The organism is Bacillus paranthracis (assembly GCF_001883995.1).
GTDB lineage: Bacteria > Bacillota > Bacilli > Bacillales > Bacillaceae_G > Bacillus_A > Bacillus_A paranthracis.
Genome location: NZ_MACE01000009.1, coordinates 54,714 through 77,189, shown reverse-complemented (window position 1 = coordinate 77,189; position 22,476 = coordinate 54,714). Strand labels below are relative to the sequence as shown.

Here is a 22,476-nt window from a genome sequence, read left to right as displayed (position 1 = left end):
GCTTATTATTTCAATATACATAATTCGAACTCATTTTTATCAAAACATTCTAACTATTATACTTATATTTACATGCTACAATTTTAGTTATTTGTATAGGTATACCAAATATATCCACCCTATTTTTCTGTAAAATTACTTTATAACATGAAAGATTAACTTGGGTGATAAGTTATTGTGAATGTTTTTTTACAAAACAGATAAGTAATAGTGTTTGGTATTATGTAAATTATTGTAATAACATAAGAGTAAAGAAAAACATTTACATTGATTATTGGTTCATCAATTATTGAAAAGAGCAAAATGCACCTTTTTGTATGGAAAAAGGATTATATGCATTGGGAGGTTTAAACAAATGACGAGGAAGAATACAACGACAAACCCTTGGGCCAAGTTCCACGGTCCGAACCTTGGTTATGTTATTGAACAGTATGATCTTTACGTAACTGGAGCAGGTTCTGTTGATCCGGAATTACAAGAGCTTTTTGAAATTTTTGGAGCTCCTTCGTTTCAAGATGATGTCGTAACAGGGGACAACACAGCAACACATTTTTCTCCTCAAAACACAGGGAACATTGAAAAAATTCTTAAAGTCGTTCAGCTTGTTGAACAGATTCGTTCTTTCGGGCATACGTTGGCTCACATCAATCCGATGGAAGATGCTGCAAATGGACAATCTCTTCTTGAGAAAGCAATGAACGAACTGAGCGACGCTGATTTGAAAGCGATTCCAGCAAAAACAGTATGGCAAGATGCACCAGAAGGTATTCACACTGCACTTGATGTAATTCATAGATTAAAAGAAGTGTATACACAAACTTTAGCTTATGAATTTTCTCATATACAAGATAGTGAAGAACGCGCGTGGTTGCATCAAATGGTGGAATCAAATTCATTGCGTCAACCACTATCAAATCAAAAACGAACTGCTCTTTTAAAACGTTTAACAGCTGTTGAAGGTTTCGAGCAATTCTTGCATAAAACATTCGTTGGGCAAAAGCGTTTCTCTATCGAGGGCGTTGATATGCTTGTACCCGTTCTAGATGAAATTGTGCTAGAAGGTGCTAAAAACGGCGTAGAAGATGTCATGATTGGTATGGCTCACCGCGGTCGCCTAAGCGTACTTGCACACGTATTAGAAAAACCATATAGTCACATGTTTGCTGAGTTCAAACATGCAAAAATAGAAGGCGCAGTAGCAAACTCTGGTTGGACTGGCGACGTAAAATACCATTTAGGTAGAGAACAAGTCGTTAGTAACGAAGAAGTTAGTACTCGCGTTACATTAGCAAATAACCCAAGTCACCTTGAGTTCGTGAATCCTGTTGTAGAAGGTTTCGCACGTGCGGCTCAAGAAAATCGTAAAAAATCTGGTCTTCCAGAACAAGATACTTCAAAATCATTCGTAATTTTAGTTCACGGTGATGCTGCATTCCCTGGTCAAGGTATTGTATCTGAGACACTCAACTTAAGCAGATTGAATGCATATCAAACAGGCGGAACAATTCATGTTATCGCAAACAATGCAGTTGGTTTTACGACTGATAGCTATGATTCTCGTTCTACGAAATATTCAAGCGACCTTGCAAAAGGTTTCGATATTCCGATTGTTCACGTGAACGCTGATGATCCGGAAGCTTGTCTTGCTGCTGCTAACCTTGCGATTCAATATCGCATGTTGTTCAAAAAAGATTTCTTAATCGATTTAATTGGTTACCGCCGCTACGGTCATAACGAAATGGATGACCCAGCAGTTACACAACCACAAGTGTACAAAAAGATTAAAAATCACCCAACGGTAAGAGCAATTTATGCAGATCAATTACAAGCTGCTGGTGTTCTAAATGCAGATGAAATTGAAACAATTACACAGTTTACGCAAGAGCAATTAAAATCTGACTATGCACAAGTACCGCCAGCTGATACGAGCGATGCAACAATTCACGTTAAAGTGCCAGATGTCGTTGCAAAGGGCATTCAGTCAATTGATACTGGTGTTGAGCTTGATTCACTTCGTGCAATTAATGAAGGTCTGCTATCTTGGCCAGAAGGCTTTAACGTATATCCGAAAGTGAAGAAAATTCTTGAGCGCCGTAAAGACGCTCTTGAAGAGAACGGTAAAATTGAATGGGCACTTGCTGAATCATTAGCATTCGCTTCTATTTTACAAGAAGGTACACCAATTCGTTTAACTGGTCAAGATTCACAGCGTGGTACATTCGCGCATCGTCACATCGTATTACACGATACGGATACAAATGAAACATATTCACCATTACATCGCTTACCAAACATCAACGCTTCATTCTCTGTTCATAACAGTCCATTATCAGAAGCTGCTGTTGTTGGTTACGAGTATGGTTATAACGTATTCGCTCCAGAAACGCTTGTTATGTGGGAAGCGCAATATGGTGACTTCTCAAATACTGCGCAAGCATTATTTGATCAATATGTTTCAGCTGGAAGAGCAAAATGGGGTCAAAAATCTGGTTTAGTTCTTCTATTACCACACGGTTATGAAGGTCAAGGGCCAGAGCACTCTAGTGCGCGTCCTGAACGTTTCTTACAGTTAGCTGCTGAGAACAACTGGACAGTTGCAAACTTAACGAGCGCGGCACAATATTTCCATATCCTGCGTCGTCAAGCATCTATCTTAGGAACAGAAGCTGTTCGACCATTAGTATTGATGACGCCGAAAAGTTTATTACGTCACCCACTTACGCTTTCAACTGCTAGTCAGTTAAGCGAAGGACGTTTCCAACCTGCTTTAGAACAAGAAAACCTTGGCATGAAACCAAACAAAGTAAAACGTCTTGTTTTAAGTACAGGTAAAATGGCGATTGACTTAGCAGCAGAAATCGAGTCTGGTAAGCATGAGTACAACTTAGATGAAATTCATATCGTTCGTATTGAACAGTTGTACCCATTCCCTGCTGAGAAAGTTCAATCTATTATTAAACGCTTTAAAAACTTAGAAGAAATTATTTGGGTTCAAGAAGAGCCTCGTAATATGGGCGCATGGCATTACATGGCTCCAATTCTGTTCGAACTAGCTGGAGATAAAGTGAAAACAGGTTATATTGGACGCCCAGATCGCTCTAGCCCATCTGGCGGCGATCCATTCGCTCACAAAGCTGAGCAAGAACTAATTGTTTCACACGCTTTAGACGTGAAGTATAACTTCCGTCAAGATAAACTAGAAATTGAAGTTTTCAGCAACTAAAAAGTAACAATGAAGATTTCTAGCTTGTTCCTTGGGCAGATATTCTGCCCAAGGTCAGGCTAACAAATGGAGATTACCGAAGACAAAAGAAGAAAAAACACACCGTTAGGCAAATAAGGGGAGGACATTTAAAATGATCGAAATTAAAGTACCTGAGCTTGCAGAATCTATTACTGAAGGAACTATCTCACAATGGCTTATCAACGTAGGCGACAAAGTTGAGAAAGGTGGCAGCGTTGTTGAGCTTGAAACTGATAAAGTCAATGTAGAAATCATTGCAGAAGATTCAGGTATTGTATCGAAGTTACTAGGCGAACCTGGGGATACAGTTGAAGTTGGCGCAACTATCGCAATTTTAGATGCAAACGGAGCACCAGTTGCAGTAAGTACGCCTGCACCGTTGGCTGAGCAACCAAAACAAGAAACAGCTGAAGCACCAAAAGCTGCGGCACCAAGTGCTGAACAAACTGCAACTTTACAAGGTTTACCAAATACAAACCGTCCTATCGCATCACCAGCTGCTAGAAAAATGGCTCGTGAATTAGGAATCGACTTAAACGACGTACGTAGCACAGATCCACTTGGCCGTGTGAGACCACACGATGTACAAGCTCATGCTGCAGCACCAAAAGAAGCACCAGCTGCTCCAAAAAGTCCAGCTCCTGCTCCAGTTGCAAAAACTGAATTCGAAAAACCAGTTGAGCGCGTGAAAATGTCCCGCCGCCGTCAAACAATTGCAAAACGTCTTGTAGAAGTTCAACAAACATCTGCAATGTTAACAACATTTAACGAAGTTGATATGACTGCAATCATGGAATTACGTAAAGAGCGTAAAGATGCTTTCGAGAAAAAACATGATGTACGTCTTGGTTTCATGTCATTCTTCACAAAAGCAGTTGTTGCAGCATTAAAACAATTCCCATTATTAAATGCTGAAATTCAAGGCGACGAGCTTATCATTAAAAAATTCTATGATATCGGTATTGCAGTAGCAGCTCCAGATGGATTAGTTGTTCCAGTTGTACGCGATGCGAACCAATTAAACTTCGCTGAAATCGAAAGCGAAATTCGTGAATTAGGTAAAAAAGCACGTGATAACAAACTTTCACTAAAAGAACTACAAGGTGGTACATTTACAATTACAAACGGTGGTGTGTTCGGTTCTCTAATGTCAACACCGATCCTAAACAGCCCACAAGTTGGTATTTTAGGAATGCACAAAATCCAAGTACGTCCAGTTGCAATCGATAACGAACGTATGGAAAACCGCCCAATGATGTACATCGCTTTATCTTACGATCACCGTATTGTTGATGGTAAAGAAGCAGTTAGCTTCCTTGTTGCTGTTAAAGATATGCTTGAAGATCCAAAATCATTATTATTAGAAGGTTGATAGATTTATAATCTATTACAAGCTGTAGAATATATCATTCTACAGCTTTTTTTATTGCATTCATACGGGACAAATCGCATGACATAAGTTAATAATGTATGCCTAAAAAGTAAGGAGGATTAAAATGAGTAACCTTCCAGCACATGCAAAACTAAAAGCAAATAAAGATACTTTCTTCCTCCCCGACTCAAACGGGGGTGTCTATTTTCGAAATAACGCCAGTTCATTTCGTATGGACGGTGACGGAATTTATAACTGGATTGAAAAATTAATGCCAATGTTTAACGGTAATTATTCTTTAGCAGAAATAACGGATGGTCTCCCTCTCCCCTATCAAAATCGTGTATTTGAAATTGGAGAGATTTTATATACAAATGGGTTTGTCCGTGATGTAAGTCAAGATGCACCTCATGAATTAAACAGTGCATTACTTGATAGATATGCTTCGCAAATTGAATTTCTAGAAGCAGATTTTCATTCAGGCGCTTTAAAATTCGAAACGTACCGCAATGCAAATGTACTTATAATCGGCTCTGGAGATATGCTTACTTCCTTAGTTTCTTCTTTATTAGAATCCGGATTACCTACCTTTCATTACCTTGTGACAGATTATGAAGAAACGAATTACGACCGTATTCACGAGCTAGTAGAACTTGCGCATGAAGTAGATGATGCTGTACTTGTTCAAGAAATAGATACAACAATTGATCGTCCCCTGCATGAAGTGTTCGAGCCTTTCGACTGGATTTTATACGTTTCGCAAAATGGAGATATCGAAGGACTAAGAGCAGCTCACACGATTTGCAAGGAAGTAGGAAAGAACTTCATACCAGCCGTTTGTTTATCAACACTTGGTATAGCTGGTCCTGTCGTAATGGCTAATCGTGAAGAATGCTGGGAATCCGCATGGCATCGGCTACATGAAACAACTTTACAAAATGAATATTCATCAGCTTCATTTTCACCAATTACATCTGCAATGCTAGCAAATATAATCGTTTTTGAATTATTTAAGCACGTTGCTAATGATTCTTACCGAGAAAAAGAACCTCAATTCTTTTTATTAAATTATGAAACACTCGAAGGAGCATGGCATCCTTTTATAAAACATCCTCTCGCCACTGATGAAAGTTTTACAATTGATACGATAGAAAACCTTTCTGAACAACTTGAGCATCGGTCTAACCAACATACCTCAACTGATTTATTCCGCTTTTTCGATTCATTAACTTCTAAAAAAACTGGTATATTCCATGTATGGGATGAACAAGATTTATATCAATTACCATTATCACAATGCAATATTCAAGTAGCTACACCGCTATCAGATGGTCCAACTTCCCTCCTTCCTCTTATGACTTGCGCTGGTTTGACTCATAACGAAGCGCGCCGAGAAGCTGGTTTAACAGGAATTGAAACCTATGTAACAGAAATTATGCACCGCCTTATCCCTGAACATAACGATATCGGTATTGGCGCTGGAGAAACGATGACAGAGGGTGTATACCGGGCACTACAACAACATTTAAATCACAAATTGTATGAACGACAATCACATATGCTAGAAGAAATTACGACGGTCGACTTAACGGACATTCATGATAAACATTGTAGATATTATTACGATGCCCTCGCTACCATTCATGAAACACCTAAAATCGCAATGGGTGAAGAGATTCTCAGCTTTCCAGTCGTTTGGGTTGGTATACATGATCGATGGTACGGTGCATCTAATATTAATATGACGTTAGCGTTACGAAACGCACTACAACTATCGCTTCTTCATATTCAAAATGAAGAAACTCCTTACAGAGCTAATATCTTGCCGGAATCCTCTATTATTTTATATGACACGGATTCTTTTAGGTTAGAAATACAAGCAGAAGAAGAAATTCCAAGTACGCAATCTGTACAGCTTGCCCTGCAACATTTAGAAGAACATCATTTTTATCCATTCGTGTTTGATTTAGCGATTGAATCATTTTTGAAAGAAAACTTAGATGGTGTGTACGGGGTATTAATTGCAAAGGAGGACGGTCTATGACTCAAAATATATTACTTATAGGGGATGGCATTCTTGCAGACTATGTACATGATCGATTATGCAAACAATATTCCATCATTCGCCAACATACAATTGCAGACGAACTCCCTGAAAATATCGATCTCGCTCTCGTATTACACGACGGCTCTCCTTCTACTATTCATCATGACGCTGAGCTAATTTTCCGTTCAAATCATATTCCGTGGCTACGTGGTTTTACTTCATTTGGTGAAGGTATTATCGGTCCTTATATTCATCCTCTTGCAGCAGGATGTACTCATTGTGCCGATGGACGACGCTTTATCGCTGGATTTGATCAAAAAGAGATGTGGGAGCTACAACGAAAATATGCGGTAAAAGAAGAAAACGTAACAAGGCGTGATGTACGTGCCACCCAAAATGGCATTCTGCAAATGTGCCATCTTATTTGCGCAGAAACAGAGAAAATATTAACTCATACTCATTCTTCTTTAGAAAATGAACTCATTTTACTAAACTTACAAACACTGCAATGTACGCGGCATTCTTTTCTTCCAGATCCGCTCTGTCCTGTATGTAGTAATTTGCCTGATGACACGGCAGATGCAGCAGCGATTTCATTACAACCGAGCTTAAAAACAAGTGATGCAACATATCGCTGTCGTTCCATTCATGAACTAAACACATTTTTAACGAAGGACTATTTAGATTACCGAGTCGGTATGTTGAACGGAAAAATGCAGCATTCTTTATTACCATTTGCTGACGTTATTATAAACATGCCATTAATGTTTGGAAATGAAGGGGTTGCAGGCCGAACTCTTTCATTTGCAATAAGTGAAGCAACTGCTATTTTAGAAGGTTTAGAGCGATATTGTGGTATGTCACCTCGAGGGAAAAAGACAAATGTGCATGCTAGTTTTCATGATGTAGAGGATCATGCACTAAATCCCCTTACGCTCGGTGTACATACAAATGAACACTATAATCGTGATGGTTTTCCATTTAAACCGTTTGACCCTGACTATGAACAAAACTGGGTATGGGGATATTCATTGTCACAAAACCGTCCAATTTTAGTTCCTGAATCAATCGCTTATTATAGCCTCGGTCATCGAGATGCTTACGTATATGAAACATCAAATGGATGTGCTATTGGTGGTAGTTTAGAAGAAGCAATTTTTCACGGTATTTTAGAAGTTGTAGAGCGTGACGCCTTTTTGCTCACTTGGTATGCCGAATTACCTCTTCCCCGCCTTGATCTTAGTTCAGCAAATGATACGGAATTACAATTAATGATTCAGCGGCTGTACACGATTACCGGTTATGAATTACATGCTTTTAACGCAACGATGGAACACGGCATCCCAAGCTTATGGGTAATCGCGAAAAATACGCGTGAAAATGGAATGAACGTTGTTTGTGCTGGAGGCTCTCATTTGGACCCAGTCCGTGCTTTAAAGAGTGCCATCCATGAAATAGCAGGCATGTTACTTATAACAGACGATGAACTCGAACAAAAAAGAGAGCACTACGAAAATTGCTTACAAGACCCTTATCTCGTAAATAAAATGGAAGACCATAGTATGCTGTACGGATTGAAAGAAGCAGAAGAACGTCTTCACTTCCTTTTACGTGACGATGCTCCGGTGCAATCGTTCCAAGAAATGAACGGATTACAATCAGTTGATCTGGATTTAACATCCGATCTTAATCAACTTGTAAACCGCCTGCAGCAAACCGGACTTGACGTAATCGTTGTAAATCAAACAGTACCTCTTATAGAAAAAAACGGATTGCATTGTGTAAAAGTCATTATTCCAGGCATGCTACCGATGACGTTCGGTCACCATCTCACTCGACTTACAGGGCTAGATCGAGTGTATACCGTACCGATGACACTTGGATATACAGACGAACCTTTAACGACTGAACAATTAAATCCACATCCGCACCCGTTTCCATAGTAAAGGAGGGGATTTCATGCAACTAGATACTTTTTTACATCATCTCCATTTCTCTATCGATGAAATTATGCCAAATCATGAAATAGACTGGGAAGATGCACCGCTTCCTTATAAATTATATCGAAACTTACCTATTATCCCTCTCTCTTTAGAAATCCCATTCTCTTTACCTAACTCTTCTACTACACCTACTTTGAAAGAGATTGGTCATTACCTTTGGTGTTCATTTGGTTTAACCCAGTTATGTCAGCTAAATAGCGAGAAAATTTTATTTCGAAGATCTATCCCTTCCGGCGGCGCTTTGTATCCAAATGAATTGTATATATATTTAAAAATTGACGATTATCCAGACGGCATTTACCATTACGACGCCGCGCATCACCGACTTATTTTACTTCGCGAAGGAAATTTCGATTCTTACCTTACAGAAGCACTCGGCAATCGTTGTAACATACAATCTTGTTTTGGTGCTGCATTCGTATCCACTATGTTTTGGAAAAACTACTTTAAATACAATAACTTTTCGTATCGGCTTCAAGGGTTAGATAGCGGTGTTCTCATCGGCCAATTACTGGAATGTGCCAAACAATTTGGTTACACAAATGGTGTATATTTTCAGTTTCTAGACCGTGCAATCAATCATTTACTCGGACTGTCAGAAGGCGAAGAAAGTGTGTATGCTGTCGTTCCTTTCAGTACAGAACCGCAATCTAATTGGTTTCACAATGATTACCGTGAACATAAAACAATTACTTCTCATGAGCTATTACAACAAATTCCGCCTTTAGCACATGAACATTTCGTTCGCTCAAAGCATGTAAATGAGTATCCGATGATAACAAAAATAAATGAAGCTTCTATGATCGAATCGACAGCACAGTTCCAAACACTAGCTCATGAAGAGCACTATCAACATCATGCGCATGCTGTACAACTGCCGAAAGTAGAGCGTTTATCTTATGATTTCTTACAACTTTGCCGAAAACGGTATTCCCCTGATGCTGACTTTATTTTTACAAAATGGGATGCAGCCGAGCTCGCTACTTTACTACAAGAAGCGAGCCTCTCCTTCCCTTATTACAACGACATTGATGGTACGTATGTAAATGAAAATGTGCGCGTCTCATTATATGGATGTTTCTATAACGTAAAAGATATAGAAAACGGCGCTTACACTTATAACAGTAAAACACATTCCATACAATCACTTCGATATGGGGACCTTCGTTATCCCCTTCAATCTAGTATGACGATGGATAACGTAAACCTTTTTCAAGTACCACTTTGCTTACATGTAGTCGGAAAGAAAGATTACTATACAAATGCATTAGGCTATAGAGGGTACCGTATTCATCAAATGGAGGCAGGTATACTCGTTCACAAACTCGTTTTTGCAGCGACCGCAATGGGGATGGGCGGGCATCCTTTACTTAGTTTTGATACAAATTCATGTGATCAGTTGTACGGAATAGATGCTGGGAATGAAACGTCACTTATTCAAATTCCTGTTGGAGCGTATCGAGCGCGGAATTGGTTAAAAGGGGATTTGCGTATTTAGAAGCACGCCGCTCATCGGCGTGCTTTTTTTAAAGGACTTACTTAATAAAAAGAGAAGTGAGTATATATTCTTACATAAAAGGAGAGTTTAACTTGAGCATTTTACAACGATTAATCCAGCAAGCAAAAAATCCTCGGGGGACAATTGGTTCTTCCATGCTTTGTATTATGAACAGTGCACATACGAGACTAACCAATTGGGCATTACAAAAAGTATATATAAAGAAAGAGGCAATTATATTAGATATCGGTTGTGGCGGCGGTAAAACGATACACACTCTTTCAAAACGAACTCCACTTGGAAAAATATACGGGATTGATTACTCCTATCAAGCTGTAAAAAATTCGATACAGACGAATATAAAAGATGTTCAAAAACAAAAAGTCATTGTTCAACAAGCAAGCGTTTCTTCTATTCCCTATCATACGAACTTCTTCGATCTCATTACCGCTTTTCAAACACACTACTTCTGGCCTGATGTGGAACAAGATATAAAAGAAGTATTTCGTGTCTTGCAACCGAAAGGATCCTTTTTATTAGTGGCTGAAACTTTCAAAATTCAATATCATATGGAGAAATGCAAAACGAATGAAGAATTAGTAAACCTATTTTATAAAACAGGATTTACAAGCGTGAAATGTTATGAAGAAAGAGGATGCCTTTGTGTAATAGGGACCAAGTAAAAAAACAGACCCTTTGAGGTCTGCTTTTTTTACTAGATTAATTTGAAAATGCTCTTTATTTGTCTCGCAAATAACCAGTTTTTCGTACCGTAGTTATCATTTAAACTATCTAAATTGATAGATTGTCCGTTAGCAAACTTTAATTCTAACGTTGTATTTTTATCGTTTGTTTTTAAGTTACTATGTGTAATAGCATCATACTTTAATTTTTCAATTTCAACATATTCGTCTTTTTCTTGTCCGATCACGACATGGTCTTGGAAGAAGAAAAATACTTCTACTTTCTTACCGAAACAAAATACGTTTTTCGTATAAATTAATGTCGCGTTATCAAGTCCAACGCATACTTCTTTCATCTCTTCAATAACGTGTCCAAAGTCTTCTTCCTGTCTTGCGTTTGATTCAGCAATCCATTCTTCGATTGTTTTCATGTTAATTGCCATACTGTGCCCCCTGGTTCGTTCATTGCTTTGTTAAAAAATAAATACTATATGACAATATAAGCGATACGTACTATGTTTTCAAGGGTGAACGGTATATTCAAAATAAAGTTAAATTTCAAAGTAATATACAAGTAGAATCCATTTCATTATATTTTAAACGTTCGCACGAGACATTCTTCCTCATCGATTAACTGTATTTTCTCATCAAATTCGATGTTTAGTTCCCTATATACTTTCTTCCAAAAAGAAACGGCTGGTACATTTTTCACAAGTTCGATAACGAAATATTGTCCTCGTTTCTCTTTTAGCAAACTCTCAATAACTTGTTTACCGATTCCTTTTCCTTTGTACTGATTCAATATGAAAATGTCATTTATACCAAAATCGTTTTCCTTCTTCAAAAACGGGCGTTCCAGTAGTAATAAAAATCCTACAATCTCATTATCACTTTTAATAAAATACGGAGTGATTCCATCATTTTCCCAGAACATATGTAAATCTTCGTATTCAAAAAATCCATTTGCTCCAATCGTTATATTAGGTGTGAACTTAGAGAGGTCATGTAGATATAGTGCGTACAAATTACGTAATATCTCTTTTTCTGATTCTTGAACTGCTTGAAGTGTTATAAACATTTTTAATGATCCCCCTTCCCTATATGTAACTATTTCCCAACCCTCTTCATTCGACAAAAATGATGATTACCCTTTAACGAAAAAAATAGCACTTAAAAAGTGCTATTCCGCTCGTCTTGCCGCTTGCTGAATTGGATCCCAAACGCTGTTATATGGTGGTGCATAACTTAAGTCGACATCTTCTAAATCGTGAATGCTCATTTTATTGAAGAGTGCCATTGCGATCACATCAATCCGTTTATCTACACCTTCTTCTCCAATTACTTGTCCGCCTAATAATTGTTTCGTGTCAGAACGGTATAGTAATTTCAAGTAAAGTGGTTTCGCATTTGGATAATAGCCCGCCATATTTGTCGAATCTACTTTGACTGTTTTATACGGGATATGTAATCCTTTTGCTTCCTTTTCATTTAAGCCTGTTCTTGCGAGCGTCAAATTCATAAATTTAATAATGCCTGTACCCAACGTTCCTTTAAAAGCTCTTCGTTTATCCAGCATATTCAGTCCAGCAAGTCGCCCTTGTTTATTTGCAGTTGTTCCAATTGGAATATGATCATGAATTTCTTTTATAACGTGATAATGTGTCGCACAATCACCAGCTGCATATACGTCTTGCACATTCGTTTGCATATATGCATTTACCTCGATTGCCCCTTTATGATTTGTACGTATATTCGTTCCTTCAAGAAAATCAGTATTCGGCTTCACTCCGACAGATACTAGAACAAGATCCGCTTTATACGTACCTTTATCCGTTTCAACTGCTTCTACTCGTTCATTCCCTTTAAACGCTTTTACATTTTCATTCGTTAAAATTTCAATATGATGTTTATCTGCTTCTTTATGTATATATTCCGCCATATCTGCATCGTAAATTGTACCAATATGATCATTTCGCTCAATCATTCTTACCTTTTTACCAAGTTCAACGAATGTTTCTGCCATCTCAAGCCCAATTGCACCGCCGCCAATAATGGTTACATCTTCAACTTTATTCGTTTCTAGCGTTTTTAATATGCGCTCAGCATCCGGAATTGTTTTTAAAAGATGAACACCTTGTAAATCTCGACCTTCCCATTCTGGCATAACAGGACGCACGCCAGTCGCAATTAATAAACGATCGTACGGAAATTCAAAGACATCTTTCGTCTTCGTATGCTCTGCGTATACCATTTTCTTTTCCGTATCTACTTTCGTTACTTCATGTCGTACTTTCGCATCAATTCCGTATTTATCACGAAACATCTTTACATTACGCGCGATTAACTTTTCCGTTGAAGCGATAGCACCACTAATGACATATGGTAACCCACACTGCGCGTACGAATAAATTTCACCTTTTTCTAACGTTACAACATTTGCATTTTCATCGTTTCTAACAATTTGCATCGCTGCACTCATACCAGCTGCATCTCCGCCAATAATGACATAGTTCACTTTACCACTCCTTCTTTTTTACATACTCTTTACGTTTTCCATATTTTATAGAAATAACACCTACTTCCATTGTAAAGAAAGAGAATTTCATCTTCAAATTTGGTGCACAAACCTATGCCTGAATAGGTAACCGTCGTGTCTTATAAACAACATGTTTAATATGCTATAACAGTAACAATTGAAAGTAGGTGAAACATACATGTGCGCCGGCCTTCTCGCCCAGCTTCCAGATGAACCGCAAGAACCAAAAGAACCGAAACCCGCCGTCTCACTTGACCAAGAATTTTCCATTAATGCAACAATATATAGCGCTCGTGCTTGGTTATCTAACGATGATACATTTGCGCAAGATATTTGGAAAGCTACCCAATTCGCTTCAGCATCACATGCTGGCAAGTCCATCTTTCCAGTCGGTTCTGTTAAAATTATAAACTTCTCTGATGATACAATTACTGTTATTGCTTCACCAGAATCAGATCATGCGCTCAAAATAGTCGTCCCACCCCATTCCGAGGCAGCCCTAACGTCTGGTCCTTTATCACATATACAAGCTAGTACATCAGGAGGATCCAGTAAAGTCACATTTCTCTTTCACATCTTTTTCTCAAGGGATCCTGGTTCAGATAAATAACGATAAAAAGGTACAGTTATGCACTGTACCTTTTTATCGTGTTTATTCTCTTGATTTAATGAGTTCAACATTATAAGATTCAATATCCGTTAGCTTTCCTTTATAATACTTGTTTTCTCTATACCAAGACTGCTTTGAAAAATATGTCCATGCCTTGCGTATATTTCGTTTCTCTCTATTTTCAATTGTTCTTTCGATAAGTATGTTAAGTCCCCACTCGTTAATTTTCGGATATCACTATCAGGAAAGATGAAGCCATTATATACATACTGAGGTTTTGACAAAATTGAACACCGTCTTCAAAATGAGTGCCACACTTTGTACATACATTCATCCACCTTTTCGTTAGAAGCCAGTGAATCCCTGTGTAAAGGTTTGAATTATCGTGCTAATGTAAGACCATAATACAATGAATGTTGCAATTCCAATTAAAACATTTGCGATAAGAAGTGTATAAATAGGGTCTAATCCGCCGTTATCTAGCTTTACTATAGCGACAATTATGCTAATTGACATATACGTTGTAGCCAGCCCTAATAAGATTGGTAAGAAAAAGATTAATAAAAAGCTAAACAGAAAAGAAAGAACTAATATAGCAATAGCTGGCGTCGCTATCGTTCCCCACACACCGAATACTTCAAGAAATGAAAATGAAGATTTCATCATCTTTCCACTTACAAAAATAATAAATCCGACAAATAAAGTTAAAATTAGTAAAAATAAAAAGACCGTTACAGAGTCCCAAAAGAAATTAGGAGTCGTTATATCTGGTGCAAATGTTCTCGTAACAGCAGCTGCTGTGCTCATCATTCTATAAAAAATACATGCTCCTAAAAAACAAATAAGAACAAGACTTACAATTCCATTTCGTACTTCAATCTTGCCGCTTTTCATAATCGCTGTCGGTGCTTTGAAAGCATGTTTAAAAAACTGAAAATATCCACTCGCAAATCGCTTCGCTTGCTCTACCGTTTCATTTGTTCGAGTTTTCTTTGCTAAAGCTACGCGTTCCTGTTGCTCACCTTCACTCGCTACGGCTTCCTCCGTTAACGAATGTCCACAATTCCCGCAAAACTTTGCCTCTGCTCTATTTTCTGTATGACACACCAGACATTTCATTCTCGCATTCCCCCCCTTAAGCAGATACCGTATAGGGTGTTACAAATTCAATATATGACTTTGTACATAAAACATGACTACAAGAAAAAGATTCTGAAATCCTCCTTCCGAAAGAAAATATATGTGCTAGCAATCTTGAAAAAAAATGCTATTATGAAACAGAATAAAGTGAAACTTTAATCAGTGGGGGTTTTCTTCATCCCCCACTGATTATTAGTTGAACCAATCGGACTTTTATGGGCAGTTGATCCCCTACCTAACTTCTTTGCTTTCGCTGAATTTTGAGGTGGGGGTCTTACTGCCCATTAAAGTCGGATAAATAATGTTTCTAACAGATTGGATGACTGGCAATGGAATTGGTAAACTCAATTTTTCAAATACTCCTTACAAGCGTAATCCAATTATTTTCTTTAATTGGCGTTATCATTGTAATCGGATTTCTATTAGGCTATTTAGAATCACTAACACGGATGTATTGGTCGAGAGCATTTGGAAGAAAAGGATTCCTTTTGACTGCTTGGATTGGTGTTCCTATTCATGAACTTGGACATGCCATTATGTGCGTACTATTTCGTCATAAAATTGTAGCAACGCAGTTTTTCCCAACAGATACAAGCCAGGGCGCTTTAGGCTACGTACAACATCAATACAATCATAAAAGTGTATATCAACGAATTGGAAACTTCTTTATCGGCATCGGGCCTATTATTTCTGGTATTACCGCACTAATCCTTTTAATGCGCTATTTCGTACCAAATTCATATTTTTTATTTCATACAACTCTCGAAAAAACAATCACTTCTACTTCTATTAATGTAGAAATGGTTCAAAACATGCTCTTGTCGACGTTCGTATTATTGAAAAGTTTATTTACAATAAATAATGTATTGAATCCTTCCTTTTGGCTATTTTTATTTATCGCCATTTGTATTTCTGCACATATCGCTTTAAGCAAACCAGATATTCAAGGATCAATAGACGGTGTTATCGTCATGTTTATCGTGTTATTTTTATTCAACATCATAGCGGGATTGTTTCAGTATGATAGCAACCAACTAATTGGAAAAGTGATGAAGTATAATATGTACCTCATTGCGTTTTCTAGTGTAGCACTGCTGTTCTCTTGTATTTCTACACTTGTTAGTTTTGGGTTTTATAAAATAAGAGGAGGGCGTTCTTTTTGAACGCCCTCTTCTTCTCAATTATTCCTCTTATAATCACAATGCTCAACCGGCACACGAGCATGTCCCTCTTCATCGGTACACCATGACTGTGACTGGAAGGCAAGGAATATACCGATCCATTTTTCTTCCTTTTCAAAGTGAATGAGTATTCCTCCGTCTTGCCATATACCATTATCACCTTTCCATTTTTCTACATTCCCTTGATTCATGTGAATATCATGTATCCCGTTTCCTGGTTCGAAATGAAAGTAAGAATCGGGTGTATTTTCTTCTGGTCCCCATCTTTCACCGAATGCGTAAATAATTGCTTTTTCTTCTATTGCTTGTTTTATATAACGTTCTATTTTTTCATTTAAATCATTATCCACTCCTGCTTTTTCAGCAGGTAAAGGAATCATTTGCTTGGAATCAAATAAATTACCTCTTACGTAGTCTAAAGCTACTTTCGGTTCATTGTTTTTTATTTCTGTAAAACCAAATGGTAATGTTGGTAAAATATGAATCGCTTCTGACCGAATATTGTCGCTTGCAAAATATAAAACTTCTGACGGATAACTTTGCGACTTTACGTTAATTGCAATACGATAATCTACTTCTGCTTCGCCTTGTAAATGAACTTGATAATGAGGTGTTTTCCCTTTTCCGATTTTAGATTGTATAACTGTACCTTTTAACACGCCATAGTTTTTTAGGGGCATACATTTCATCTCCTATTCATTTAATAGAAGCTATTCATGTTTAAAACATTATCCACTCATAACAAAAATCCTCCTATGTCAGGAGGATTTTTAATTTCTCAACATATACCAAACAACAACCTCTACCACTATAAGCAACACCGCACCAAAAATCATTAACGTCGTCTTCTTTAATAGTTCATTTTCACGATACGGAATATTACATAAATACGCACCTAGTGTAATCCGTGACGGGCAAGCGATCGTCGCTACTGATGATGCGGTGTTTTGCAATGTTGTGACGTATTGCCACGGGAGTGCTACATTTTGTGCCGTTTGCATTTGTAGTTTTATGAACATCGCATTTGAGCCTGCATTACTACCTGTTAAAAAGCCACCGATACCACCGATAAACGGAGCAACGAAAACGAAAAATGTTCCAAATGTTTCACCAGCCGTTTTTGCAAGTAATGAATGCATGCCAGATGCACCCATTAATTCTGAAATGGCGATAAACATTGTCGTCGTAATCGCAAAAGGAATCCATTGTTTGATCGTTTGTGAGAGTGATTGTTTAATAATATTAGACGGGATGCGGAAGAAAATAATAGTAAATAAGCAAGTCATACCGAGCCAAAATCCTGGTGAATATAGTAACTCTAGTTTGTAAGAGTATGATTTCAAATCAAGAACCGCATATGATCTGAACAAATCATGTAATGCTGGAACGAGGCGAGAAAGTAAAATACAAACTGTTAGAAATATATAAGGGCTAATAATTTTTATAATAGATACTTCTCTCTCCGTTGCAGCCGCATGCTCTGTTATAAGATTTTGCCCACTTTTTCCTTTTAATTTAATGATAAGAAAACCAAATGTAATCGTAATGATAGAACTTAGTATACCTGCTAGTTCAACACTTACGTATGCGTTAGAAAGATAGATTCCGAGAGAAAATAATAGAAAGAAACCGAATCCTTCCTTCCACTTTTCAATAACCGCCTGCCAGCCGCCAACAACGTGTAAAGAAAGAATGACGAAATAAGCAAACATCGGGATACTTAATAGCGCTGTATTTGTACCGAGTGTTGTAAGCGGCATATTGATAAGTTGCGAACCGATAATCGTACCAGTTGCCATTGCCCCCCATGAACTAGCTAGTAAGCCGATAAACGAGAGCAGTACAGCTTGGAACGGTTTATAACCTAATGAAAGAAAAATAGGTGCTGCAACCATAAAACCAATTCCGAATCCACTTACCGATTCAATTAGTGGGCAAATACCAAAGCACATAAGAAGCATTTGTAATAAACGATCTTGCGTCACTTCTTCTAAAAAACGCGCTACTTGGTCGATGTACCCCATTTTGTTCATGAGGTGAAATAAAAAAATACCGAAAAATAAAACGTACCCGACAATAAAACAAATTAACCACCCTTTAATCGTTGCGTGCACAGTTTCACTTATCCCTAATTGAAACGTTGGCGAGAGTAAAACGATTCCAACACATACCGCATAAGAAATTAACGAGGATCTTAATGACGTTTGTTTCAATAAAAATAAGCAAATGAAAATCATCATAATTGGGATAAGTGCCAAAAATATGGCCATGTTATCATCTCATTTCGTTTAAAATACAATTTTTAACTATTATATAACAGATGTCATAATTTTCAATTGTTTTTACAACAGTTTCAAAAAAGAGCCGTTTGGCTCTTTTTTGAATCACTCCCATTTTCTATTATCCTGAAAAACTGTCTGCTGGCCGACTATTTTGTCTAACACAACAAACACAATATAAGCACATATGACTTGCAATACAGCATTCCCAAATTTCATGAATTCAAATGAGTGGATCCATCGGAATAATTCATTTAACAATACAATCGAAACGATACTAAATAATTCTATACTAATCGAAAATATACATATTTCTAAAATAGATTGCTCTTGAATGCGATTTAAGTTGGAAAAGATGAATACATATCCTAAAAATAGAGCCATCAACTCTATTTTTGTCATGCTAATGAGCCAAGCGTATAGTGGTACAGTTAGAAGTAGATATAATAGTTTCCGTCTTAGCATGCTTTCTCACCCTCTAAATTACATGTATTTTCTGTATATTTTAACATTTATTACACAAAACAAAAAGAAGAGACTTATGCCTCTTCTTTTTGTTTTGTTGCCTGTATGAATTCACATATTTCTTCTCGTTTTTCATTTTCTAACAGTTCAATAATTTTACTTCCAACGACAACCCCGTCACATATTGTAATCATTTCTTCTACATGTTCCTTCGTTGAAATACCGAACCCTGCCACTACCGGTAAATGCGTATGTGATTTTACTTTTTCTAAGTAACTATGAATCTCCTCTTTAAAATTTTGACGTACGCCTGTTACGCCCGCTACTGTAACGGCGTAGACGAACCCTTCTGATTCACTCGTAATTTTCTCAATTCGCTCAATTGGGCTTGTAACGGTAACGAGTGGGATTAAAGCGATATTTGCAGTTCGGAGAAGCGGTGCAATAATGTCTTGTTCTTCATACGGTAAATCTGGAACGATAATACCGTCCACACCTGCTTCTAAGCATCTCTCAATGAAGTGTTCTTTTCCGAATGCAAGTACTGGATTTAAGTATGTCATGAGTACAAAAGGAATTTGTACTTCTTTTCTTACTTCTGCTAACGCTTGAAAAATGCCCTTTAATGTTACACCGCTATCTAGTGCTCGTTTCCCTGCTCTTTGAATCGTTGGGCCATCTGCGACTGGATCTGAAAACGGGATACCAATTTCAACGATGCTTGCTCCTGCTTCATCAAGAAAACGAATTCTTTCTTTTAATTTTTCAAGGCCACCATCTCCGCCCATTACGTACGGAATAAATGCTTTCTTGCCATTTTCAAATGCTGCTTTCATTTTTTCTACTCCCATTGTTTACACCTCTTCCATATAACGTTTTATACTCTCTACATCTTTATCACCGCGGCCAGATAAACAAATGACAAGCCCTTCGTCTTTCTTCATTTGCGGCGCTAATTTTAAAGCGTACGCGACAGCATGCGAGCTTTCTAACGCCGGGATAATTCCTTCTTTTTTCGTTAATAATTGAAATGCTTCTAACGCTTCATCATCAGTAATGGAATGATAAGAAACGCGGCCAATATCTTTTAGCAAGCTATGTTCTGGCCCAACACCAGGGTAATCAAGTCCCGCCGAAATAGAGTGAGCTTCTTGAATTTGTCCTTCTTCATTTTGCAGAAGATACATCATCGATCCGTGGAGAACGCCAACGCTTCCTTTCGTTAAAGTAGCTGCATGCTTTTCTGTATGAACTCCTTTTCCAGCTGCTTCTACGCCGTAAAGAGCAACTTCTTCATCGTGTACGAACGGATAAAACATACCCATCGCATTACTACCACCGCCAATACAAGCAACGACTGCTTCTGGTAACTTTCCTTCTAACGCCTCATATTGTTTTTTCGTTTCATTTCCAATTACACTTTGGAAATCACGGACAATTTGCGGGAATGGATGTGGTCCGAGAACAGATCCCATAATATAGTGCGTATCATGCACGTGTGAAACCCAGTAACGAAGTGCCTCGTTTACCGCATCTTTTAATGTACCGCTACCTGCCGCTACACTTTCTACTTTCGCTCCGAGTAATTCCATTCGGAACACATTTAATTTTTGACGTCTTACATCTTCTTCTCCCATAAAAATGACGCATTCTAATCCGAGTAGAGCACATACAGTAGCTGTTGCAACTCCGTGTTGTCCAGCTCCTGTTTCAGCGACAACTTTTTTCTTGCCCATTCGCACCGCAAGAAGTGCCTGACCAATTGTATTGTTAATTTTATGAGCTCCTGTATGGTTCAAATCTTCACGTTTTAAATAAATCTTTGCACCTCCGCAATACTCCGTCATATTCTCAGCGAAATAAAGCGGTGTTTCTCTTCCGACATACGTTTTTAAATAATGATTTAATTCCTTTTGAAACTCTTCATCTTCCATTGCCTCTTTATATGCTTCTTCTAATTCTAATACAGATTGCATTAACGTTTCTGGAACGTATCGTCCTCCGTATATACCGTAGTGACCTTTTTCATCTGGATATGCGTAGTTCATTTAGAACACTCCTTCGCTTTTATAATAAATTGTTTTATTTTCTCTACATCTTTCTTTCCTTCTGTCTCTACTCCGCTGCTCACATCGACCATATATGGCCTAACAGTTCGAATTGCTTCTTCTATATTGAGAGTGTTTAATCCACCAGCTAATATCGTTTTCTCTCGTAATTCTTTTGGCATATGTGCGAGTAGTTCCCATGAAAATTTCTTTCCATTTCCTCCGTGAAACCTTTCTTTTGGGCTATCAAATAATATATAATCCGTTTCATACACTTGAGCATTTTTCATATCAATCTCTGAAGTTACTCCGAGCGCTTTTATAGACGGAATATTCAATCTTCTAATCAGATGATTATCTTCGTCCCCATGTAGTTGCACATGTGTTAACCCGCATTCATCTGCAATTTTCTGGATCACTTCTACTGATTCATTTACGAAAACACCAATTTTTAACACGTTGGCTGGAAGTTCCTGAATGATTTCTTTCGCTAGCCCTGGAGTAATTTTTCTCTTACTTTCTGCAAAAACAAATCCGAGTGCATCAGCTCCGTATTCGCAAGCACGTTTTGCTGTTTCCATATCAGTGATCCCGCAAATTTTCACTTTCATATGTTCACCTTACAATCTTCAAAAAAGGTACGAATAGAAGATGATGTCATAAGTGCTTCCCCAACTAATACACCTTTTGCTCCTGCTTTTTTAACACGAATAATATCCTCTTTTGAATGAATCCCGCTTTCGCTAATCCAAAGTAATTTCTCCTCATTCAATCGTTTTCCAAGCTTTTCTGTTTGGCCTAAATCGACTTCAAATGTTTTTAAATTACGGTTGTTAATACCGATAACGTGCGGATTTAATTGAATTGCAATTTCTAATTCCTGTTCATCATGAACTTCAACAATCGCTTCTAACCCTTTTTCTAATACGTAGCTATACAACTCTTTTAATTTCTCTTTCGTTAACGCCGCTACGATTAGTAAAATAATATCTGCACCAGCTTCATACGCTCTATCAATTTGAATCTTATCGATTATGAAATCTTTACATAAAAGCGGAATGCTACTTTCTTCTCTTGCCGTTTGTAAATCATAAAATGATCCTTTAAAAAATTGACCGTCTGTTAAAACAGAAACTGCACCAGCGCCGCATTCTTCATATGTCTTCACTTGTTTTCGTACATCAACATGTAAATTAATATCTCCTTTTGATGGTGATGCTCGCTTTACTTCTGCAATGACAGTAAATTGCTCTAGAGCCTTTACAAGTGAGCGCGTTTTTCTTTTTTCTTTTACTGGTGTATATGTTTCATATAATGTCGCAACTTCCTTTTTCTTTTGATCTACAATTTTGTCTAAAATCGTCCCCACT

General features: G+C 37.7%; 19 protein-coding genes and 1 pseudogene. 8 read left to right on the top strand and 12 right to left on the bottom strand.

What is annotated here, in order from left to right:
• The first annotated feature begins 355 nt into the window (after nucleotides 1-355).
• The 6 genes from odhA to BAQ46_RS02665 all read left to right on the top strand — a co-directional run bounded on the left by odhA (nucleotide 356) and on the right by BAQ46_RS02665 (nucleotide 10,847).
• The gene (odhA, locus tag BAQ46_RS02690) at nucleotides 356-3,223 is read left to right on the top strand and encodes a 2-oxoglutarate dehydrogenase E1 component (protein ID WP_000197153.1); all 2,868 of its coding nucleotides are present in this window, start codon (nucleotides 356-358) and stop codon (nucleotides 3,221-3,223) included.
• A 133-nt stretch (nucleotides 3,224-3,356) separates the two neighbouring features.
• Nucleotides 3,357-4,616, top strand: a complete 1,260-nt coding sequence (odhB, locus tag BAQ46_RS02685) for a 2-oxoglutarate dehydrogenase complex dihydrolipoyllysine-residue succinyltransferase (protein WP_000569915.1) — start codon at nucleotides 3,357-3,359, stop codon at nucleotides 4,614-4,616.
• 124 nt (nucleotides 4,617-4,740) lie between these two features.
• Nucleotides 4,741-6,660 (top strand): putative thiazole-containing bacteriocin maturation protein, encoded by a 1,920-nt coding sequence (locus BAQ46_RS02680; protein WP_071741578.1) that lies wholly within the window; start codon nucleotides 4,741-4,743, stop codon nucleotides 6,658-6,660.
• Nucleotides 6,657-8,606, top strand: coding sequence for a TOMM precursor leader peptide-binding protein (locus BAQ46_RS02675; protein WP_061131564.1), 1,950 nt, complete (start codon nucleotides 6,657-6,659; stop codon nucleotides 8,604-8,606). Before BAQ46_RS02680 ends, BAQ46_RS02675 begins: the two co-directional genes overlap by 4 nt.
• 16 nt (nucleotides 8,607-8,622) lie before the next feature.
• Nucleotides 8,623-10,164 (top strand): SagB family peptide dehydrogenase, encoded by a 1,542-nt coding sequence (locus BAQ46_RS02670; protein ID WP_071741577.1) that lies wholly within the window; start codon nucleotides 8,623-8,625, stop codon nucleotides 10,162-10,164.
• Nucleotides 10,165-10,256: 92 nt separating this feature from the next.
• The gene (locus tag BAQ46_RS02665; protein WP_000025740.1) at nucleotides 10,257-10,847 is read left to right on the top strand and encodes a class I SAM-dependent methyltransferase; all 591 of its coding nucleotides are present in this window, start codon (nucleotides 10,257-10,259) and stop codon (nucleotides 10,845-10,847) included.
• Between the two features lie 32 nt (nucleotides 10,848-10,879).
• Here the strand turns inward: BAQ46_RS02665 and BAQ46_RS02660 are convergent, their stop codons facing one another.
• From BAQ46_RS02660 to BAQ46_RS02650, 3 genes are all read right to left on the bottom strand, one after another.
• A complete protein-coding gene (locus BAQ46_RS02660) occupies nucleotides 10,880-11,290 on the bottom strand; it encodes a DUF3908 family protein (protein ID WP_000996789.1) in 411 nt (136 codons plus the stop codon).
• A gap of 146 nt (nucleotides 11,291-11,436) precedes the next feature.
• On the bottom strand, nucleotides 11,437-11,925 hold the full coding sequence (locus BAQ46_RS02655) for a GNAT family N-acetyltransferase (RefSeq protein WP_061131561.1): 489 nt from the start codon (nucleotides 11,923-11,925) through the stop codon (nucleotides 11,437-11,439).
• A gap of 102 nt (nucleotides 11,926-12,027) precedes the next feature.
• Nucleotides 12,028-13,362: an FAD-dependent oxidoreductase gene (locus BAQ46_RS02650; protein WP_071741576.1), complete on the bottom strand. Its 1,335-nt coding sequence runs from the start codon at nucleotides 13,360-13,362 to the stop codon at nucleotides 12,028-12,030.
• A gap of 199 nt (nucleotides 13,363-13,561) precedes the next feature.
• On the opposite strand from BAQ46_RS02650, the gene BAQ46_RS02645 reads away from it, so the two are divergent.
• Nucleotides 13,562-13,993, top strand: coding sequence for a hypothetical protein (locus BAQ46_RS02645; protein WP_000332405.1), 432 nt, complete (start codon nucleotides 13,562-13,564; stop codon nucleotides 13,991-13,993).
• A gap of 42 nt (nucleotides 13,994-14,035) precedes the next feature.
• On the opposite strand, the pseudogene BAQ46_RS02640 reads toward BAQ46_RS02645, so the two are convergent.
• Nucleotides 14,036-14,262: pseudogene (locus tag BAQ46_RS02640) on the bottom strand (YARHG domain-containing protein); the annotation flags it as partial.
• A 76-nt stretch (nucleotides 14,263-14,338) separates the two neighbouring features.
• The gene (locus BAQ46_RS02635) at nucleotides 14,339-15,112 is read right to left on the bottom strand and encodes a zinc ribbon domain-containing protein (protein ID WP_000649987.1); all 774 of its coding nucleotides are present in this window, start codon (nucleotides 15,110-15,112) and stop codon (nucleotides 14,339-14,341) included.
• A 350-nt stretch (nucleotides 15,113-15,462) separates the two neighbouring features.
• Between BAQ46_RS02635 and BAQ46_RS02625 the strand changes: the two genes are divergently transcribed.
• Entirely contained in the window at nucleotides 15,463-16,296 is an 834-nt protein-coding gene (locus BAQ46_RS02625) for a hypothetical protein (RefSeq protein ID WP_000424508.1), read from the top strand.
• Between the two features lie 14 nt (nucleotides 16,297-16,310).
• Here BAQ46_RS02625 and BAQ46_RS02620 read toward each other — a convergent pair whose 3' ends face one another.
• The 7 genes from BAQ46_RS02620 to trpC form a co-directional block, all read right to left on the bottom strand.
• Nucleotides 16,311-16,994 carry a DUF2278 family protein gene (locus BAQ46_RS02620; RefSeq protein ID WP_001128586.1) on the bottom strand — a complete coding sequence of 228 codons (684 nt, stop codon included), beginning with the start codon at nucleotides 16,992-16,994 and terminating at the stop codon, nucleotides 16,311-16,313.
• A 90-nt stretch (nucleotides 16,995-17,084) separates the two neighbouring features.
• Nucleotides 17,085-18,584 (bottom strand): L-lactate permease, encoded by a 1,500-nt coding sequence (locus tag BAQ46_RS02615; protein ID WP_000974168.1) that lies wholly within the window; start codon nucleotides 18,582-18,584, stop codon nucleotides 17,085-17,087.
• Between the two features lie 114 nt (nucleotides 18,585-18,698).
• The gene (locus tag BAQ46_RS02610) at nucleotides 18,699-19,058 is read right to left on the bottom strand and encodes a DUF4029 domain-containing protein (protein WP_061131559.1); all 360 of its coding nucleotides are present in this window, start codon (nucleotides 19,056-19,058) and stop codon (nucleotides 18,699-18,701) included.
• A gap of 74 nt (nucleotides 19,059-19,132) precedes the next feature.
• Complete coding sequence (gene trpA / locus BAQ46_RS02605; RefSeq protein ID WP_061131558.1) at nucleotides 19,133-19,909, bottom strand: tryptophan synthase subunit alpha; 777 nt, start codon at nucleotides 19,907-19,909, stop codon at nucleotides 19,133-19,135.
• 3 nt (nucleotides 19,910-19,912) lie between these two features.
• Entirely contained in the window at nucleotides 19,913-21,106 is a 1,194-nt protein-coding gene (gene trpB, locus BAQ46_RS02600; protein ID WP_001105011.1) for a tryptophan synthase subunit beta, read from the bottom strand.
• Nucleotides 21,103-21,717 carry an N-(5'phosphoribosyl)anthranilate isomerase gene (gene trpF, locus BAQ46_RS02595; protein WP_061185263.1) on the bottom strand — a complete coding sequence of 205 codons (615 nt, stop codon included), beginning with the start codon at nucleotides 21,715-21,717 and terminating at the stop codon, nucleotides 21,103-21,105. The genes trpB and trpF overlap by 4 nt, the downstream gene beginning before the upstream one ends.
• Complete coding sequence (trpC, locus tag BAQ46_RS02590) at nucleotides 21,714-22,475, bottom strand: indole-3-glycerol phosphate synthase TrpC (protein ID WP_061131556.1); 762 nt, start codon at nucleotides 22,473-22,475, stop codon at nucleotides 21,714-21,716. Before trpC ends, trpF begins: the two co-directional genes overlap by 4 nt.
• Nucleotide 22,476: the final 1 nt, after the last annotated feature.

Coding starts and splice junctions, on each gene's coding strand:
- odhA (WP_000197153.1), top strand. CDS start 356: ATGACGAGGAAGAATACAACGACAAACCCTTGGGCCAAGTTCCACGGT.
- odhB (WP_000569915.1), top strand. CDS start 3,357: ATGATCGAAATTAAAGTACCTGAGCTTGCAGAATCTATTACTGAAGGA.
- BAQ46_RS02680 (WP_071741578.1), top strand. CDS start 4,741: ATGAGTAACCTTCCAGCACATGCAAAACTAAAAGCAAATAAAGATACT.
- BAQ46_RS02675 (WP_061131564.1), top strand. CDS start 6,657: ATGACTCAAAATATATTACTTATAGGGGATGGCATTCTTGCAGACTAT.
- BAQ46_RS02670 (WP_071741577.1), top strand. CDS start 8,623: ATGCAACTAGATACTTTTTTACATCATCTCCATTTCTCTATCGATGAA.
- BAQ46_RS02660 (WP_000996789.1), bottom strand. CDS start 11,290: ATGGCAATTAACATGAAAACAATCGAAGAATGGATTGCTGAATCAAAC.
- BAQ46_RS02655 (WP_061131561.1), bottom strand. CDS start 11,925: ATGTTTATAACACTTCAAGCAGTTCAAGAATCAGAAAAAGAGATATTA.
- BAQ46_RS02645 (WP_000332405.1), top strand. CDS start 13,562: ATGTGCGCCGGCCTTCTCGCCCAGCTTCCAGATGAACCGCAAGAACCA.
- BAQ46_RS02635 (WP_000649987.1), bottom strand. CDS start 15,112: ATGAAATGTCTGGTGTGTCATACAGAAAATAGAGCAGAGGCAAAGTTT.
- BAQ46_RS02625 (WP_000424508.1), top strand. CDS start 15,463: ATGGAATTGGTAAACTCAATTTTTCAAATACTCCTTACAAGCGTAATC.
- BAQ46_RS02620 (WP_001128586.1), bottom strand. CDS start 16,994: ATGCCCCTAAAAAACTATGGCGTGTTAAAAGGTACAGTTATACAATCT.
- BAQ46_RS02615 (WP_000974168.1), bottom strand. CDS start 18,584: ATGGCCATATTTTTGGCACTTATCCCAATTATGATGATTTTCATTTGC.
- BAQ46_RS02610 (WP_061131559.1), bottom strand. CDS start 19,058: ATGCTAAGACGGAAACTATTATATCTACTTCTAACTGTACCACTATAC.
- trpA (WP_061131558.1), bottom strand. CDS start 19,909: ATGGGAGTAGAAAAAATGAAAGCAGCATTTGAAAATGGCAAGAAAGCA.
- trpB (WP_001105011.1), bottom strand. CDS start 21,106: ATGAACTACGCATATCCAGATGAAAAAGGTCACTACGGTATATACGGA.
- trpF (WP_061185263.1), bottom strand. CDS start 21,717: ATGAAAGTGAAAATTTGCGGGATCACTGATATGGAAACAGCAAAACGT.